Source organism: Clostridium aciditolerans (assembly GCF_016316925.1).
Classification (GTDB): Bacteria; Bacillota; Clostridia; order Clostridiales; family Clostridiaceae; genus Clostridium_AM; species Clostridium_AM aciditolerans.
The window spans coordinates 17,417-31,661 of record NZ_JAEEGB010000009.1 but is presented as its reverse complement, the minus strand read 5'-3'; the positions used below and the strand labels follow the sequence as shown (position 1 = coordinate 31,661).

The 14,245-nt window shown below is 29.4% G+C and carries 19 protein-coding genes; 4 read left to right on the top strand and 15 right to left on the bottom strand.

The window, feature by feature from the left end; genetic code table 11:
- Positions 1–7 precede the first annotated feature (7 nt).
- From rplI to I6U51_RS08990, 4 genes are read right to left on the bottom strand one after another with little or no spacing between them, the layout of a single operon-like run.
- Positions 8–451, bottom strand: coding sequence for a 50S ribosomal protein L9 (rplI, locus tag I6U51_RS09005; protein WP_211142344.1), 444 nt, complete (start codon positions 449–451; stop codon positions 8–10).
- Positions 451–2,436, bottom strand: coding sequence for a DHH family phosphoesterase (locus tag I6U51_RS09000; protein ID WP_211142343.1), 1,986 nt, complete (start codon positions 2,434–2,436; stop codon positions 451–453). The genes rplI and I6U51_RS09000 overlap by 1 nt, the downstream gene beginning before the upstream one ends.
- Positions 2,437–2,450: 14 nt before the next feature.
- Positions 2,451–3,440, bottom strand: a complete 990-nt coding sequence (locus tag I6U51_RS08995; RefSeq protein ID WP_211142342.1) for a YybS family protein — start codon at positions 3,438–3,440, stop codon at positions 2,451–2,453.
- Between the two features lie 11 nt (positions 3,441–3,451).
- Complete coding sequence (locus tag I6U51_RS08990; RefSeq protein ID WP_211142341.1) at positions 3,452–3,769, bottom strand: MazG-like family protein; 318 nt, start codon at positions 3,767–3,769, stop codon at positions 3,452–3,454.
- A gap of 166 nt (positions 3,770–3,935) precedes the next feature.
- On the opposite strand from I6U51_RS08990, the gene I6U51_RS08985 reads away from it, so the two are divergent.
- Positions 3,936–4,844, top strand: a complete 909-nt coding sequence (locus tag I6U51_RS08985; RefSeq protein WP_211142340.1) for an alpha/beta hydrolase — start codon at positions 3,936–3,938, stop codon at positions 4,842–4,844.
- Positions 4,845–4,960: 116 nt separating this feature from the next.
- Here the strand turns inward: I6U51_RS08985 and I6U51_RS08980 are convergent, their stop codons facing one another.
- From I6U51_RS08980 to I6U51_RS08950, 7 genes are all read right to left on the bottom strand, one after another.
- Positions 4,961–5,536, bottom strand: coding sequence for a response regulator (locus I6U51_RS08980; RefSeq protein ID WP_211142339.1), 576 nt, complete (start codon positions 5,534–5,536; stop codon positions 4,961–4,963).
- Between the two features lie 253 nt (positions 5,537–5,789).
- Positions 5,790–6,044, bottom strand: a complete 255-nt coding sequence (gene rpsR / locus I6U51_RS08975; protein ID WP_211142338.1) for a 30S ribosomal protein S18 — start codon at positions 6,042–6,044, stop codon at positions 5,790–5,792.
- Positions 6,045–6,081: 37 nt separating this feature from the next.
- Positions 6,082–6,528 (bottom strand): single-stranded DNA-binding protein, encoded by a 447-nt coding sequence (locus I6U51_RS08970; protein ID WP_211142337.1) that lies wholly within the window; start codon positions 6,526–6,528, stop codon positions 6,082–6,084.
- A 16-nt stretch (positions 6,529–6,544) separates the two neighbouring features.
- On the bottom strand, positions 6,545–6,832 hold the full coding sequence (gene rpsF / locus I6U51_RS08965; protein ID WP_178910583.1) for a 30S ribosomal protein S6: 288 nt from the start codon (positions 6,830–6,832) through the stop codon (positions 6,545–6,547).
- Positions 6,833–6,938: 106 nt separating this feature from the next.
- A complete protein-coding gene (locus tag I6U51_RS08960; RefSeq protein WP_211142336.1) occupies positions 6,939–7,136 on the bottom strand; it encodes a DUF951 domain-containing protein in 198 nt (65 codons plus the stop codon).
- A gap of 5 nt (positions 7,137–7,141) precedes the next feature.
- Positions 7,142–8,032, bottom strand: a complete 891-nt coding sequence (locus tag I6U51_RS08955; RefSeq protein ID WP_211142335.1) for a mechanosensitive ion channel family protein — start codon at positions 8,030–8,032, stop codon at positions 7,142–7,144.
- Positions 8,033–8,105: 73 nt separating this feature from the next.
- Positions 8,106–8,357, bottom strand: a complete 252-nt coding sequence (locus tag I6U51_RS08950; RefSeq protein ID WP_211142334.1) for a putative Se/S carrier protein — start codon at positions 8,355–8,357, stop codon at positions 8,106–8,108.
- Between the two features lie 319 nt (positions 8,358–8,676).
- Between I6U51_RS08950 and I6U51_RS08945 the strand changes: the two genes are divergently transcribed.
- From I6U51_RS08945 to yyaC, 3 genes are all read left to right on the top strand, one after another.
- Positions 8,677–9,834: an aminotransferase class V-fold PLP-dependent enzyme gene (locus I6U51_RS08945; protein WP_211142333.1), complete on the top strand. Its 1,158-nt coding sequence runs from the start codon at positions 8,677–8,679 to the stop codon at positions 9,832–9,834.
- 5 nt (positions 9,835–9,839) lie between these two features.
- A complete protein-coding gene (gene ytvI, locus I6U51_RS08940) occupies positions 9,840–10,895 on the top strand; it encodes a sporulation integral membrane protein YtvI (RefSeq protein ID WP_211142332.1) in 1,056 nt (351 codons plus the stop codon).
- Positions 10,896–11,020: 125 nt separating this feature from the next.
- Positions 11,021–11,626: a spore protease YyaC gene (gene yyaC, locus I6U51_RS08935; RefSeq protein WP_178906176.1), complete on the top strand. Its 606-nt coding sequence runs from the start codon at positions 11,021–11,023 to the stop codon at positions 11,624–11,626.
- A gap of 37 nt (positions 11,627–11,663) precedes the next feature.
- On the opposite strand, the gene I6U51_RS08930 is transcribed toward yyaC, so the two are convergent.
- The 4 genes from I6U51_RS08930 to I6U51_RS08915 form a co-directional block, all read right to left on the bottom strand.
- Entirely contained in the window at positions 11,664–11,918 is a 255-nt protein-coding gene (locus I6U51_RS08930) for a YkuS family protein (RefSeq protein WP_178906175.1), read from the bottom strand.
- Between the two features lie 62 nt (positions 11,919–11,980).
- Entirely contained in the window at positions 11,981–12,487 is a 507-nt protein-coding gene (locus tag I6U51_RS08925; RefSeq protein WP_211142331.1) for a DUF4446 family protein, read from the bottom strand.
- Between the two features lie 60 nt (positions 12,488–12,547).
- Positions 12,548–13,408 carry a ParB/RepB/Spo0J family partition protein gene (locus I6U51_RS08920; RefSeq protein WP_211142330.1) on the bottom strand — a complete coding sequence of 287 codons (861 nt, stop codon included), beginning with the start codon at positions 13,406–13,408 and terminating at the stop codon, positions 12,548–12,550.
- Positions 13,409–13,415: 7 nt separating this feature from the next.
- Positions 13,416–14,183, bottom strand: a complete 768-nt coding sequence (locus I6U51_RS08915; RefSeq protein WP_178906172.1) for a ParA family protein — start codon at positions 14,181–14,183, stop codon at positions 13,416–13,418.
- Positions 14,184–14,245 lie beyond the last annotated feature (62 nt).

Sequence of the window (14,245 nt, the reverse complement as noted above, 5' to 3'; positions counted from 1 at the left end):
TTCCCCCTTATTTTTCTGCAATAACCACTTTAACCTTTGTGGAGATTTCAGGATACAATTTTATTTCTACATCATAAGTTCCAAGCTGTTTTATAGTATCTACCACAACCTTTTTCTTATCTATATTAATGTTAAATTTCTTATTTATTTCGTCTGCTATATCTTTTCCTGTTATTGCTCCAAACAATCTTCCATTTTCACCTGATTTAACACAAAGATTTACTTCTTTGCCTTTAAGGCTTTCAGCTAACTTTTGAGCGGCCTCTATTTCAGCTAGTTTTTGTCTTCTCTCAGCTTCCTTCTTATTATTTAAAATATGAAGATTTGAATCTGTAGCTTCTTGTGCAAGTCCTCTTGGAAATAAATAGTTTCTTGCATATCCATCTGAAGCATTTATTATGTCTCCCTTCTTCCCTAGTGATTTAACATCCTTTACTAATATAACTTTCATTACTCTTCACCTTCCCTAATGTATTTATCTATGGCATTTTTGAGCTTTTCAAAAGCTTCATTTATATCAACAGATTTAAATTTTGCTCCAGCCATAGTCATATGTCCTCCTCCACCTAGGGATTCAAGTATTAATTGCACATTTATATCTCCAAGTGATCTTCCACTGATAAATATCTCATCTTTTATTTTAACAAAAACAAAAGATGCTTGAATACCTGTAATATTTAGCAGCTCATCCGCTGCCTGTGCAGCTAATACAGTATCTTCTATTTCATTAGGACATATCGCTATCGCTATGTTTTTAAATATCTTCGCTGATTTAATAATCTCAGCTCTTTTTAAATAAGTTTCTAGGTCATCAGCAAAAAACCTTTTTACATCTATTGTATCCGCTCCTAATCTTCTTAGAAAAGAAGCAGCCTCAAAGGTTCTTACACCAGTTTTAAAATAAAAATTCTTTGTGTCAACACAAATTCCAGCTAGCAATGCCTCCGCTTCAATAGGCTTTAGTTTTGGTTTTTCAACCATATATTGAAGCATTTCAGTAACTAGTTCTGACGTAGATGATGCATATGGCTCTATATAACTTAAAAGAGCCCCTTCTATAAAGTCAGTAGACTTTCTATGATGATCTATTATAACTAATTTATTAAAGTAATCAACAACATTCATATTCTGTACATACCCTTTGCTATGCACATCAACAAGTATAAGAAGACTATTTGTATCTGCTTCCTCAATACATTGTTTACTACTTATAAATGCATTTTCGTAGTCTTCCTCTTCCTTAATTTTCTCTAATATTGGTCTTATGCTATTATTCTCATTGTCTAATATTATAAAGCAGCTCTTTCCTAGTAATGTAACTGCTTTGTAAATTCCAATAGCTGCTCCTAAACAGTCTATATCAGGAGTCATATGACCCATTATGAATACTTTATTGCTTTCATTTATCAAATCTACTAGTGCATGTGCTATAACTCTTGCTCTAACTTTTGTTCTTTTCTCTACCTCTTTCGTCTTTCCTCCATAAAATGAAAGCTTTTCACCATTCTTTACTATGGCCTGGTCTCCACCACGACCAAGTGCTAATTCCTTAGCTGACACAGCATAGTTTTCATTTATCATAGGAGTTTCTCCGCCACGACCTACCCCTATACTTAGAGTTACAGCTAATTTGTTTCCCATGTTTATTTCTCTTACAGTATCTAATATATCGAACTTTTTTTCCATCTCTTTTTCAATATATTTATTTTGAACTGATAGCACATACTTGTTTCCGTCATATTTTCTTAGCATTGCATTTAAACTTTGAGCATAGGTATTTATTGTTCTTTCTATTTCTGCAATTATTAAGGGCCTTTTATCTTCATCAATAGTTTTTATTACATCATCAAAGTTATCAACTTCTATGAGCATAACTATTTCTTTTTCTGAATCCACAGACTCTACAATTTGAAATAAGTCTGTAACATCATAAAAATACAAAAGTAGTATCCTGTCTTTTGTATTTTCAGATGTATCTACAACATTCGTATATATATCATAATATCTATCCTTTATCTTAATATATCTAAGTACATTTTCTTTTCCATCTAGCGCTTGCCTCAAGTTAAATTCCTTAACTATACTTTTAATGTTTTTTCCCAGTATATCCTCATCTTGAATTATAGGAAAGAATTTCTGATTATACCATAACATCTCTCCCTCTTTTCCAATAATAACCAACGGAAAAGGAAGTCTTACAAGAGTGTTTCTAGTAGCATTATCCAACTTAGAAGAAAAGTCTTCAATAAATCTTTTCCACTCATCTTTTTTCACTTTTGTATTTTTAATATTATAAATTACAAGCAAACCATATAAACTTATAGCTACTATACCTGCCAAAATATGACCATAAGCTATGAGCGCTAAAATAAGAATAGCAATTATTATCATATACATTTTATTACTTGTTATAAAATAATTATACTTTTTATCCATTTAGTAACCTCCAGTTACTCTGTTCTTGGCCTCCTATAAGGATCAAGCTTTCTAAAATCAAATAACATATCTGCCAAACCTGCATATACATAGATTACAGACATTTGTGAAAAAACAGTAAAGAATAATATTAAAGCTGTAATCGGCTTCGATATGTTAAACCTATTTCTTAAGTAATATGCTGCCACGGATATTCCGTCTATTACAAATATAAATTGAAGTAAATATTCTGCTGAGTTTATAATATAATCCGCACCTTGTACTTTACTTCTACCAAGCAACAATCCTATCAAAAGAGTTACACCAACTAAAGTTCCTATTCGTGTATTAATATATATTTGACTAAATGGAACCATTGGTTTCATATTATATCTTAGCTTTTTTAATATTGATGAAGTCAAAATGTAATTTATATATGCAGAAAAAAATGACATAAGAATAACTATGGCAGGTATAAGTTTCAATATAAAATCTGGAGTAAAAAGTTCAAAAGATTTTTCAATTGTTGCAAACTGTTCACTGCTTACTCCCATTTTACCATATAGTTCCTTAGATAAATTAAGAGATTCTTTCATTATTCTTATATTATCACTAATAAACCCAGCCATTCCTCTTTTATCTAACAAATTTACATAAATACTGAAGTTTATAACAATACCTATAGCTGATGCTAATGCCAATAATAGTATTGTGGTGCTTAATTTTTTATCATTTTTTATACAATATCCAAAGGTCATCCCTGTAATACCAAATAATATAGAAGATGTTAATGCTGATATGGGACTGTACAGCATGGCAATGAGTATTGCACTTATCACTACTGCACCTAATGTAACTTTATAATTATGTCTAATATATAGTACTGTTACAGGAATAGGTAAAATAAACATACCAAACATTGAAAATATAGGTACATATACTGTTATCATCATAATTACTACTATGAGAGCTGTAATTAGTCCTGCTTCTACCATAGCTCTAGTATTATAAATTCTATTGTGCATTTTATCCTCCGTTATTCTCTTTCTTTTAAATGATTATACAACTTACTTAAATCTTTACCTTCCTTTTCTATTTTGTCCTCCTCAATAATTCCTAATTTTAACTTTTTTTTCATGTTTTCATCTACTGCAGCATGGGAATATCCTAATCTCTCTGATAGTAAATATAGCAATATCATTGCCCCAGAAATACAATCAAGTATTGCCTCCTGTGCCACATTACTTCCCTTAGTGAGTAGCTTAAAAAAATCACTAATTACACATAAAAGATCTGCCTTCAACTCCTCAATCATTTTAACATTATACATTATATTGAAATCATCTTTTTTCATTAAACCCATCCCCTCTAAATCTATAATTATATTTTAGTTATTTTTACATGTTTGTGCAACAAACTATTATTTATTTTTAACTTTACTTAATATATAATCTTATTGTAAACCAAGTATTATTTAATATTAAAGTTACATAATCTAATTTTACATAAGGAGATGTATGATGACCATAAAATTAGCATTAATAATAATTTTATTTATATTTATAATTATTGCCATATGTTTCTATTTTTCAAACATAGTTTTGAAACCCAAAACATGGAATTATGATAAAAGTTATGATTATGAATTGGAATGTGGAAGAATATTAAAAGATTCTTTCGAAAAATTAGAAAAACAAGAAATTTATATTGATTCACCTTATGGATACAAGCTACACGGTTTATTTTTTCCCGGGAAAAATCCTAAAAAAACCGTAATATTATGCCATGGAATTACATGTACACTTTATACATCAGTAAAATATATGGATATATTTTTTAAAAGGAACTTTAACATTTTTATATATGATCATAGAAACCATGGTAAAAGCGGTGGAAAACATACTACTTATGGTTTTTATGAAAAGTTCGATTTAAAAGCTTGTGTAGATTGGATTTTTAATAAATGTGGCAGTGATTGTATAGTAGGAATTCATGGTGAATCCATGGGAGCTGCCACTATTTTGCAGCATGCAGCTATTGATCCAAGAATAAGCTTTTATATTGCAGACTGCCCTTACTCTGACTTAGTTTCATTATTTAAGTTTAGATTAAAAGAAGATTATCATCTGCCTTATTTTCCGATAATAACTATATCAAGTTTTATAAGTAAGTTAAGATCAGGTGTGTTTTATAATCAAGTCTCACCTATTGAAAACATAGAAGACATTAACACGCCTATATTTTTTATTCATGGTAAAGAGGATAAATATATACTTCCTAAGATGAGCATAGACATGTATAATAAAAAAACAGGAATAAAAAAGTTATATCTTGCACCTAATGCAGGCCATGCTCAAGCTTATATAAAGAATAAGCATGAATATGATAAACTAGTAGGAGACTTTCTTAATCAGATAAATTTAAGTTAACCAAAACGCACTGTAGTTAAATTTACAGTGCGTTTTAAATCTTTAATTTTTTATAAAATATACTAACTAATAAAATTGTTGAAATCATAATACATATCAATGCACCTCACCGTAATTTATGGTCTATAATTGAATATTTTAGCTACATCAAAAAATTGTCCTGATTTTTCGCTATCTCCTTTTATCTTATAAATATTACCCATTAAATAGTATGCTTCCCCACACTGTGGATTTATTGATATGGATTTCTTTAAAAGCCTTATAGCGTCATCTAGCTCTCCATTTGATATTAATTTTTGGGCTGATACAATAATATTATCAATATTATTCTCATCTAAATCTTGTATTTGTTTTAATATACTTTTAATTTTTTCAGTGGTGAAGGGCTTTTGTAAATAGACTACCGCCCCTAGTCTTGTACAATCTATAGCATTTTTAACTGTGGCAAAAGCAGTCATAATAATTACAGGAGTATTAATTCCTATACTTCTTATCTTTCTTAATACCTCTGTACCACTCAACTCCGGCATTTTTATATCTAAAAATATTATATCTATATTAGTATTTTGAATTATTTCTAAAGCTTCATATCCATTAGCTGCTGTAATTATTTCATAACCTTCTATTTCAAGACAAGTTGTTAATAACATCCTTATATTTTTAGTGTCATCTACAACTAATACTTTTTTCACGAATATACCTCCATAGTGTAAATAGTTATCATTGTAATATTCTAAGTATAGAGTCAGTGTATATTATTGTCAATTTTCCTTATCATTGATTCCTAAAGATAACGCTAAATATCATGTGGCTTTAAGAGATAAACCATTTCCATTGACTTTAATAAGGCTGAAAAGCCTAGATATGCTCCTAAATTAAATTGGATTAGAAAATTTAAAAATTTATAATAAAAAAAGCGAAGAATTTCTTCTTCGCTTTTCACAACTATTCTGTTGTGAATGGTAATAATGCTATGTTTCTTGCTCTCTTTATAGCATCAGTAAGTTCTCTTTGGTGCTTAGCACAGTTTCCAGAAATTCTTCTTGGAAGAATCTTTCCTCTTTCTGTAACGTACTTTCTAAGCTTATTTATATCTTTATAATCTATAAATTCAGATTTATCCATACAAAAAGCACAAACTTTTCTCTTAGCTCTTCTCATTTTAGCTGAGTTTCTTCTAGCGCCTTCTCTATTTGCCATAATCTTTCCTCCTTACCTTATAGTTAGATTGAGTGAGTTAGAATGGAATATCTCCATCATCTACTGGAGTAATATCTGCTCCATAAGCTCCTTCATCAAAGGATTGAGATCTTCCAAAACCTTCTGAAGGACCCTCATTAAATGATGGCATTGCATTTTTATTTCCACTTCCCCATTCAAGGAATTGTACTTCCTCTGCAATGACCTCGGTAACGTACCTTTTAGTACCGTCCTTGGCATCATAACTTCTTGTTTGAATTCTACCGCAAATACCGATAAGTTTTCCTTTTGCCATATAATTTGCTGTAGATTCAGCTTGTTTTCCCCATACAACTACAGGGATAAAATCAGCTTCTCTTTGGCCATCTTTAGAAAACTTCCTATCAACAGCTACAGTAAAGGTGGCAACAGCTGTACCAGTTCCTGGAGTAAATTTCAACTCAGGATCTTTGGTTAATCTTCCAATTAAAACAACTTTATTCAATTAAAAACACCACCTATTATTTTTCGTTATTAACTATTATGTGTCTTATAACACTATCATTAATTCTGAATACTCTATCTAACTCTTTTGGTAATTCAGGATCAGCGCTGAAGTTTATTAGAGTGTAGTGACCTTCGCCGATTTTGTTTATTTCGTAAGCAAGCTTTCTCTTACCCCACGCATCAACGTTATCTACTACTCCTCCACCATTTTCTATTACGCCCTTAAACTTTTCAACGTTAGCTTTAACAGCTTCTTCGTCTAATGATGGGTGTAATATGAATATAGTTTCATACTTTCTCATTAGATTCCACCTCCTCCCCTTGGACTAACGGCTGTGTTTACACAGCAGGGATTACATCTAATTATTCTATCACTTACTTAAATAGAAATCAATATTTTTTTGATTATTATTCTGGAGAATTTTGTCTAACTACTTTTTTTACATCTTTTTCAAACTTACTTCTTGGTAACATAACAATTCTTCCACATCCACAGCATTTTATTTTTATATCAGCTCCAAGCCTAGTTATCTCCCATTCCTTACTACCACAGGGATGATCCTTCTTCATCTCAACTATATCACCAAGGTAAAAGACTTTAACCATAGTTATCACTCCTTTACAATTTTTACTTTAGGATAGTTTATGTTTATACCTGCTCCTTTTAGAGCTTCCCTTATTTCTTTTCGTAATTTCATTTCTGTATCCCACTGTTTCATTGGTTTTGTTTTTCCTGCTGCCCTAATACTTACGCCACCTTCCTTAAAAGCAGATACTCCTAAAACAGAAGGCCCTTCTGTAACACACTCTTTGTTTTCTTCCTTAAACTTTTCGCATAAATCCGATATTACTTGAATAGCCTTATCAACATCTTCATCATAAGCAATGTCTACGTCTACCATAATTCTCATATTGCCTCTTGAATGGTTAGTGACTTTTGTTATAAGTCCATTGGGAATTATATGCAAATCTCCGTTAAAGTCTCTTATTTTAGTTACTCTTAACTCTAAACTTTCTACTATTCCGCCTTTATCATCAATATTTATATAATCCCCTACAGTAAATTGATCCTCAAATAATATAAAAAATCCATTTATTATATCCTTTATTAAGCTTTGTGCTCCAAATCCAACAGCAACTCCACCTATTCCTGCAAATGTGAGGCTTGTAATTCCTATCTTCGGGGATATAATTGAGATTATACTAAAGATACCAAAAAAGTATACAGAATATCTAAGTATACTCTTTAAAATTGCGCCAACAGTTTTTGCTTTTCTATCATCTAATGAAAATTTGAAATCTTTTTGTTTATGTATATACCTATTTATTATTCCATTTCCTATCTTAATGACTAAATACATAGCAGCTAGTACCATTGCAATTTTTATTATAATTGCAACTAAATAATATATATTTTCTTTTTGTATACTAAAATTTCCCACCTGTACTATGCCTCTATCTAAGTCGATACTAAACTTAAAAAAAGAAGATAGATTTTTCATTACATCCCTCCAAATATATAATTGTCCTCTTTACGAATTCCTCAAAATATTAACCTAAAATTTCTTTAACATTTTATATTTCGAATGCTTTATAATCGGAGCCTTCCTTTACGTATGCATTCTTTATATTTATACTTTCATCCTTTACTAAATCCTTAATTTTCTCTATGTACTCTTCACTAAATTTTATGCTTATACCACAACTTTTAGTTATGCCTGTAGGTGTAGGCATAATTTCTATCTTAATATTCTTTTCCTTTAAAATGCTTTCTGCACTAATTGCCCCATGAGTGTTTTTAAAAGTTAAAACATAATATTTATCCATTAATTTAATCCAGTCCTATGTGTTAGAACTGTTCCTCCCTCCTAATATTTACTTTACATTTGTATACAATTAATATAGTTTAGTTTATAATTATATATGTAATATTTTTAATATTAAATTAAAGTAAAGGAATTATCAATAATAACTAATCATATAATTGTAACTTATAACATTTGTCTTATACAGACCTACAATCTATTATATCAAAATTAGTAGATAGATAATATTGATAATCATTAATTTATAAAAAATTTAAAACTATATTATTAAAATATTATGTAAACTATTATTTAACATATAAACTTGGAGGAATTTAACTATGAAGATTTACTTAGATAATTCAGCAACAACTTATCCAAAACCAGAAGAAGTATATACTTCTGTATTTAATTATATGAAAAACATTGGAGCAAACCCTGGAAGAGGTGGCTATGCTAACGCATTAGAAGGCGATAGAATCATATATAATTGCAGAGAAGCTTTAATGAAACTTTTTAATTTTGATAAGTTAGAAAATGTAATTTTTACTGCAAATATAACTCAATCACTTAATATAGTATTAAAAAATGTAATAAAAGATGGTTGGCATGTTATAACTTCCTCAATGGAACATAATTCAGTATTAAGACCACTTTCTACTTTAAAAGAGACTAAAAATATTGATCTTGACATAATTGAGTGTTCAGCTGATGGAGTAATTAATGTTGAGGATTTTAGAAATGCTATAAAGCCTAATACTAAGCTGGTAGCTTTAACTCACGCTTCAAATGTAATAGGAAGCATTCAACCACTTGAAGAAATCGGAAAAATTTGTAGAGAAAAGAACATTTATTTTGTAATTGACTCAGCACAAAGTGCTGGAGCAATACCTGTAGATTTTTATAAAATTGGGTGTAACGCATTAACATTTACAGGTCATAAAAGTCTTTTAGGACCTCAGGGAATTGGTGGCTTTTTAATTGATGACGCTTTAAACAAAGAGGCTCTACCTTTTATAGAAGGAGGAACTGGAAGTCTTTCACAAAGCATTGTTCAACCTGATTTTCTTCCTGATAAATTCGAAAGTGGAACATTAAATGCTCCTGGAATAGCAGGATTACTATCCGGTATTAACTATATAATGAAGGAAGGAATTACAGCTATTCAAGAAAAAGAACAAGAACTTTGTCAACACTTTATTAATGAGCTTTTGAATATTCCTTCTATTAAAGTTTATGGTTTCAAGGATGCTGCCTTAAGAACTCCAACTATATCTATTAATTCAAGCAAGATTAATAATGCTGAACTAGGATTTATTTTAGATAGAGAATATGGAATAATGTCTAGAACAGGCTTGCACTGTGCACCTTTAGCTCATAAAACTATGGGAACATTCCCAGAGGGAACTTTAAGATTTAGTATAGGACCTTTCAATGATAAAAAAGATATAAATTATGCTTTACATGCTTTAAACTCAATTATAAAAGGATGTGATTAGATCTAATGGAGAAGCTATTAAACAAAATTGATGGGATAATTTTGTTTTTTGTAATATACACAGTAGTTTTTCTAGTTTTCTTCAGCACATTAAACTACACGCTTCCTTTTGTACTTGCACTGATATGTGCCCTATTAATAAAGCGCCCTACTGAGTACTTAATTAAAAAATTTAATATAAAAAGTTCTGTAGCTTCATTAATTACTACTATTACATTTTTTACTTTGATTATATTCATTTTATCTTATGGAATAGCAAATATAACTCAAGAGGCTATTCAACTTGGAAAAAATACTCAACTATATATAACAAAGAATTCTCCTAATATATATGAATCTTTTGATAAACTTAAAAAGTATTATGATAATCTTGATCCATATATAGTTAACGCCATAGAAAACAATCTCTCCGCATTTATTACTAAGGCATCTAATATCACTGTAAGTATTACTGGAAAATTAGTATCATCATTAATAGGATTTCTAACTATTGTCCCTTATGTAATAATGGTTATACTTTTCACACTACTTACTACATACTTTTTTACTAAGGATATTGTATTAAATAAAAATAAGCTACTAAGTGTTATTCCGTCAACTAAATCAGATAAAATAATGAATGTATATATTGAGGCAAAACGGATGCTTGGAAACTATATTTTATCTTATCTACTGATTATAGGTATTACTTTTTTAGAAACGATAATCGTATTTTTAGTTTTCAAAGTAAAATATGTACTTATCCTAAGTATCGTATGTGCCATAGCAGATATTCTACCTATACTAGGAATAGGGGCGGTTTATATTCCTCTTGCTATCTTTTATTTCTTCTTTATAAAGAACTATATTACGGCATTTGGAATTTTGATTTCATATATTATTATTTCAATTATAAGACAAATAATTGAACCAAAAATAGTATCTTCTTCTCTTGGCATTCACCCTGTAGCCGTACTTGCGGCCTTATTTATAGGACTTAAAGCTAGGGGACTTTCTGGTGTTATTTTTTGTGTATTTCTTGTAGTATTTTACAATATACTTAGAAGAGTTGATATAATTTAATAAACGTTTCTATATTTTGAGATTCCCGATTGTAATATATCGGGAATTTTTTCTATGTAAATAAATATATCACGTATAAATAACTTCTATATGGTTAGAATTCGTAATATAGGAGGTTTGTATATATGGTAGATAAATTAGTAATTGATCCATCATCCAAAAAATCAATTTTTATTTTGAGAGACATATTAAGTGATGAACTGTGTCCTATAGTAAAAAATAAAAGACCTATAATTGTGCTATGTATTGGTACTGATCGATCAACAGGTGATAGCTTAGGACCATTAGTAGGCGATAAGCTAAAGTTTTTAGTTAGAGATAAGGTATATTTATATGGAAATTTGCAGTATCCTGTTCATGCTAAGAATCTTTCTAATATTATAGATGAAATTAACATTAAATATGAAAACCCATTTATAATTGCTATAGATGCATGTTTAGGAAGTTTACAGAATGTAGGTAAGATAATTGTTGACGGTAAACCTCTATGTCCTGGGTCTGCCATGAATAAGGACCTACCTAAGGTAGGTAACTTAAGTATAACAGGTATTGTTAATATATCTGGGGCAATGGAATTTATGGTATTACAAAACACAAGATTATTTACTGTAATGCAGCTTGCTGAAGTAATATCTAAAGGCATATATCATTCTATATTAAAAACTATTGGTGGTAGGAAGCCTAACCAATTACTTGAAAATAATAGTATTTCTGAAAACATAGAGGCTTAATTATAAAGCACTTATATTTTAAGGTATATAAGTAATATTAAAATAGATTGCTATAAACTCTATTATTAAGTATGTATTCTATTTCTTCTATAGTTTTGCTGCCTGAATCAATTATTAATGTACCTTCTCTTCTTATGCTATTATTCATATTTAAGGTTGTTAATCCTCCATTTTTTAAGTTACATATTATCGCATCACACAATGTGTTATTTTGATCATTAGTAATATCATATCCTCTTTTTTTTAATTCTTCTCTTATATATTGTAAATCATTAGCTACACATATTTTCATAAAAAAACCTCCTTTATGGAATAATATTCCCTTAAAGGAGGTTTTTTATTCTTTATATACAATTATTTTAAGGTTTTATTTATACACTCTTGTAAAACCTGATCTTCTTCCTGTGATAACTCATATCTGGATATCCCTCTATCTATAGGCTTCGCATAAGTTGTACTTTCATTTCTACCATAAATACCTGTGATTATAACACCACTATTACTTTCATCCAGTAAAGCAATGGAAAAACTTAAATCACTTCCAACATCTTCAAATGCTCTGTATCTTACTATTGAAACTTTTTGAACACATTCTTTTAACTTTAGATTTAATTCATTATATAATTCCTTCATATGTTCAGTTTCTAGCTTTACTTCATCTATTTTATCTAAATAACCTGTTACCAATCCTTCTAGATTTTTATTGTCTACTCCTCTCATAAATTTTCTGTACTTACCCTCTAACTTGTTTAAAGACCTTAATGTAACCATAAGCATAATAAACAATATTATTACTAATACTGCAAGTGCTATTATGATATAAGCTTGGAAACTATTTATTATTCCTATGATGTTCTGCATATGTTTTCTCCTTCCGCTAATGTTTCACGTGAAACATATAAACTTAATTTAGTATTTTTATTATATTTTTAATATATCGAGTATTCTCTGCAAATCTTCTTGTGAATAGTATTCAATTTCAATTTTACCTTTATTCTTTTTATCCATAAGCAAAACTTTTGTACCAAATAATGTCTCAAGTTTTTCCTTTACATCTAAATAATAAGGATTTTGGTTGCTAATCTTATTACTTTCATCTTTCTTTTTTACATTTAGACTTTTAATTAGTTTTTCTGTCTCTCTTACACTTAGTTTTTCGTCTATTATCCCCTGAGCTAATTCATACTGAAGATCTTTATTCTCTACCCCTAACAACACTCTGCCATGTCCTTCTGATATTACTCCATCAATTAAATATTCTTGCACTCTTTTATCAAGATTTAATAATCTTAAACAATTCGTAACTGCAGTTCTGGATTTACCAATTCTATTACTTAACTCTTCCTGGGTTATATTAAAATCTTCAATCAATTTCTTATATGCAATGGCTTCTTCTATTGGATTTAAATCCTGTCTTTGGATATTTTCAATTAAAGATATTTCTAAAATCTCTTTATCAGTTAAATCCATAACAATAGCGGGAATTTCTTTAATTCCAGCAAGCTTTGATGCCCTCCATCGTCTTTCCCCAGCAACTATGGTATATGTTTCATTGTCTTTCTTTAATATTATTGGCTGAATTACGCCATGCTCTTTTATAGATTGAGAAAGTTGTATTATTTTCTCTTCATCAAAGCTCTTTCTTGGTTGTCCTTCATTAGCCTTTATTAAATTAATATCTATAAGATTTACATTGTCTTTTTTATTAGTTTCCTTATCCTGAATTTTATCTTCAGGTATTAAAGCTCCCAAGCCTTTTCCTAATCCAAACTTCTTATTCAAACATTCTTCACTCCTTTTGTCTGCTTAAAAACTCCTTTGTTAAATTTTCATATGCTTCTGCTCCTCTACACTTATCATCATAAAGCATTATTGGTAGCCCAAAGCTAGGTGCTTCTGCTAATCTAATATTTCTCGGTATTGTTGTTTCATAGACATTGTCTTTAAAATAGCTTTTTACTTCCGATACAACCTCATTGGAAAGTTTTGTTCTTCCATCATACATACTCATTATAACTCCTTCAACCTCTAAATCCTTATTCAAAGATTTTTTTACAAGTTGAATAGTATTAATAAGTTGACCAACTCCTTCTAAAGCATAAAACTCGCATTGAATTGGAATAAGGACACTATCTGATGCAGTAAGTGCATTAATTGTTAGCAACCCTAATGAAGGTGGACAATCTATAAATATATAATCAAATTTTGATTTCATATTTGAAATCTTATTTTTCAATATATTTTCCCTATTATCCTTACTTATTAGTTCTACTTCTGCACCTGCTAGCTCCATAGTTGAAGGAATTAAATAAAAATTGTCTATAAGCTCGCTTTTTTTAGCAATCTCATCTATAGTTGCGTCAGAAGTTAAAATATCATACATAGATTCAGTTAAACTTCTCTTATCGAAACCAAGGCCACTAGTTGTATTGCCTTGAGGATCTATATCTATATTAAGAATTTTATATCCTTGCATTGCTAAATATGAACTTAGGTTTATACTAGTAGTAGTTTTTCCTACTCCACCTTTTTGATTAAATATTGATATAACTTTCATAAACTCCACCACCCCTCTCTTAAGCAAATACCTTAATTCAATTATATATTTTTATATAAGAT

Excerpts from the sequence above, each read along its gene's own strand:
- rplI (WP_211142344.1), bottom strand. The coding sequence starts at position 451 with ATGAAAGTTATATTAGTAAAGGATGTTAAATCACTAGGGAAGAAGGGA.
- I6U51_RS09000 (WP_211142343.1), bottom strand. The coding sequence starts at position 2,436 with ATGGATAAAAAGTATAATTATTTTATAACAAGTAATAAAATGTATATG.
- I6U51_RS08995 (WP_211142342.1), bottom strand. The coding sequence starts at position 3,440 with ATGCACAATAGAATTTATAATACTAGAGCTATGGTAGAAGCAGGACTA.
- I6U51_RS08990 (WP_211142341.1), bottom strand. The coding sequence starts at position 3,769 with ATGAAAAAAGATGATTTCAATATAATGTATAATGTTAAAATGATTGAG.
- I6U51_RS08985 (WP_211142340.1), top strand. The coding sequence starts at position 3,936 with ATGACCATAAAATTAGCATTAATAATAATTTTATTTATATTTATAATT.
- rpsR (WP_211142338.1), bottom strand. The coding sequence starts at position 6,044 with ATGGCAAATAGAGAAGGCGCTAGAAGAAACTCAGCTAAAATGAGAAGA.
- rpsF (WP_178910583.1), bottom strand. The coding sequence starts at position 6,832 with ATGAGAAAGTATGAAACTATATTCATATTACACCCATCATTAGACGAA.
- I6U51_RS08960 (WP_211142336.1), bottom strand. The coding sequence starts at position 7,136 with ATGGTTAAAGTCTTTTACCTTGGTGATATAGTTGAGATGAAGAAGGAT.
- I6U51_RS08955 (WP_211142335.1), bottom strand. The coding sequence starts at position 8,032 with ATGAAAAATCTATCTTCTTTTTTTAAGTTTAGTATCGACTTAGATAGA.
- I6U51_RS08950 (WP_211142334.1), bottom strand. The coding sequence starts at position 8,357 with ATGGATAAATATTATGTTTTAACTTTTAAAAACACTCATGGGGCAATT.
- I6U51_RS08945 (WP_211142333.1), top strand. The coding sequence starts at position 8,677 with ATGAAGATTTACTTAGATAATTCAGCAACAACTTATCCAAAACCAGAA.
- ytvI (WP_211142332.1), top strand. The coding sequence starts at position 9,840 with ATGGAGAAGCTATTAAACAAAATTGATGGGATAATTTTGTTTTTTGTA.
- yyaC (WP_178906176.1), top strand. The coding sequence starts at position 11,021 with ATGGTAGATAAATTAGTAATTGATCCATCATCCAAAAAATCAATTTTT.
- I6U51_RS08930 (WP_178906175.1), bottom strand. The coding sequence starts at position 11,918 with ATGAAAATATGTGTAGCTAATGATTTACAATATATAAGAGAAGAATTA.
- I6U51_RS08925 (WP_211142331.1), bottom strand. The coding sequence starts at position 12,487 with ATGCAGAACATCATAGGAATAATAAATAGTTTCCAAGCTTATATCATA.
- I6U51_RS08915 (WP_178906172.1), bottom strand. The coding sequence starts at position 14,183 with ATGAAAGTTATATCAATATTTAATCAAAAAGGTGGAGTAGGAAAAACT.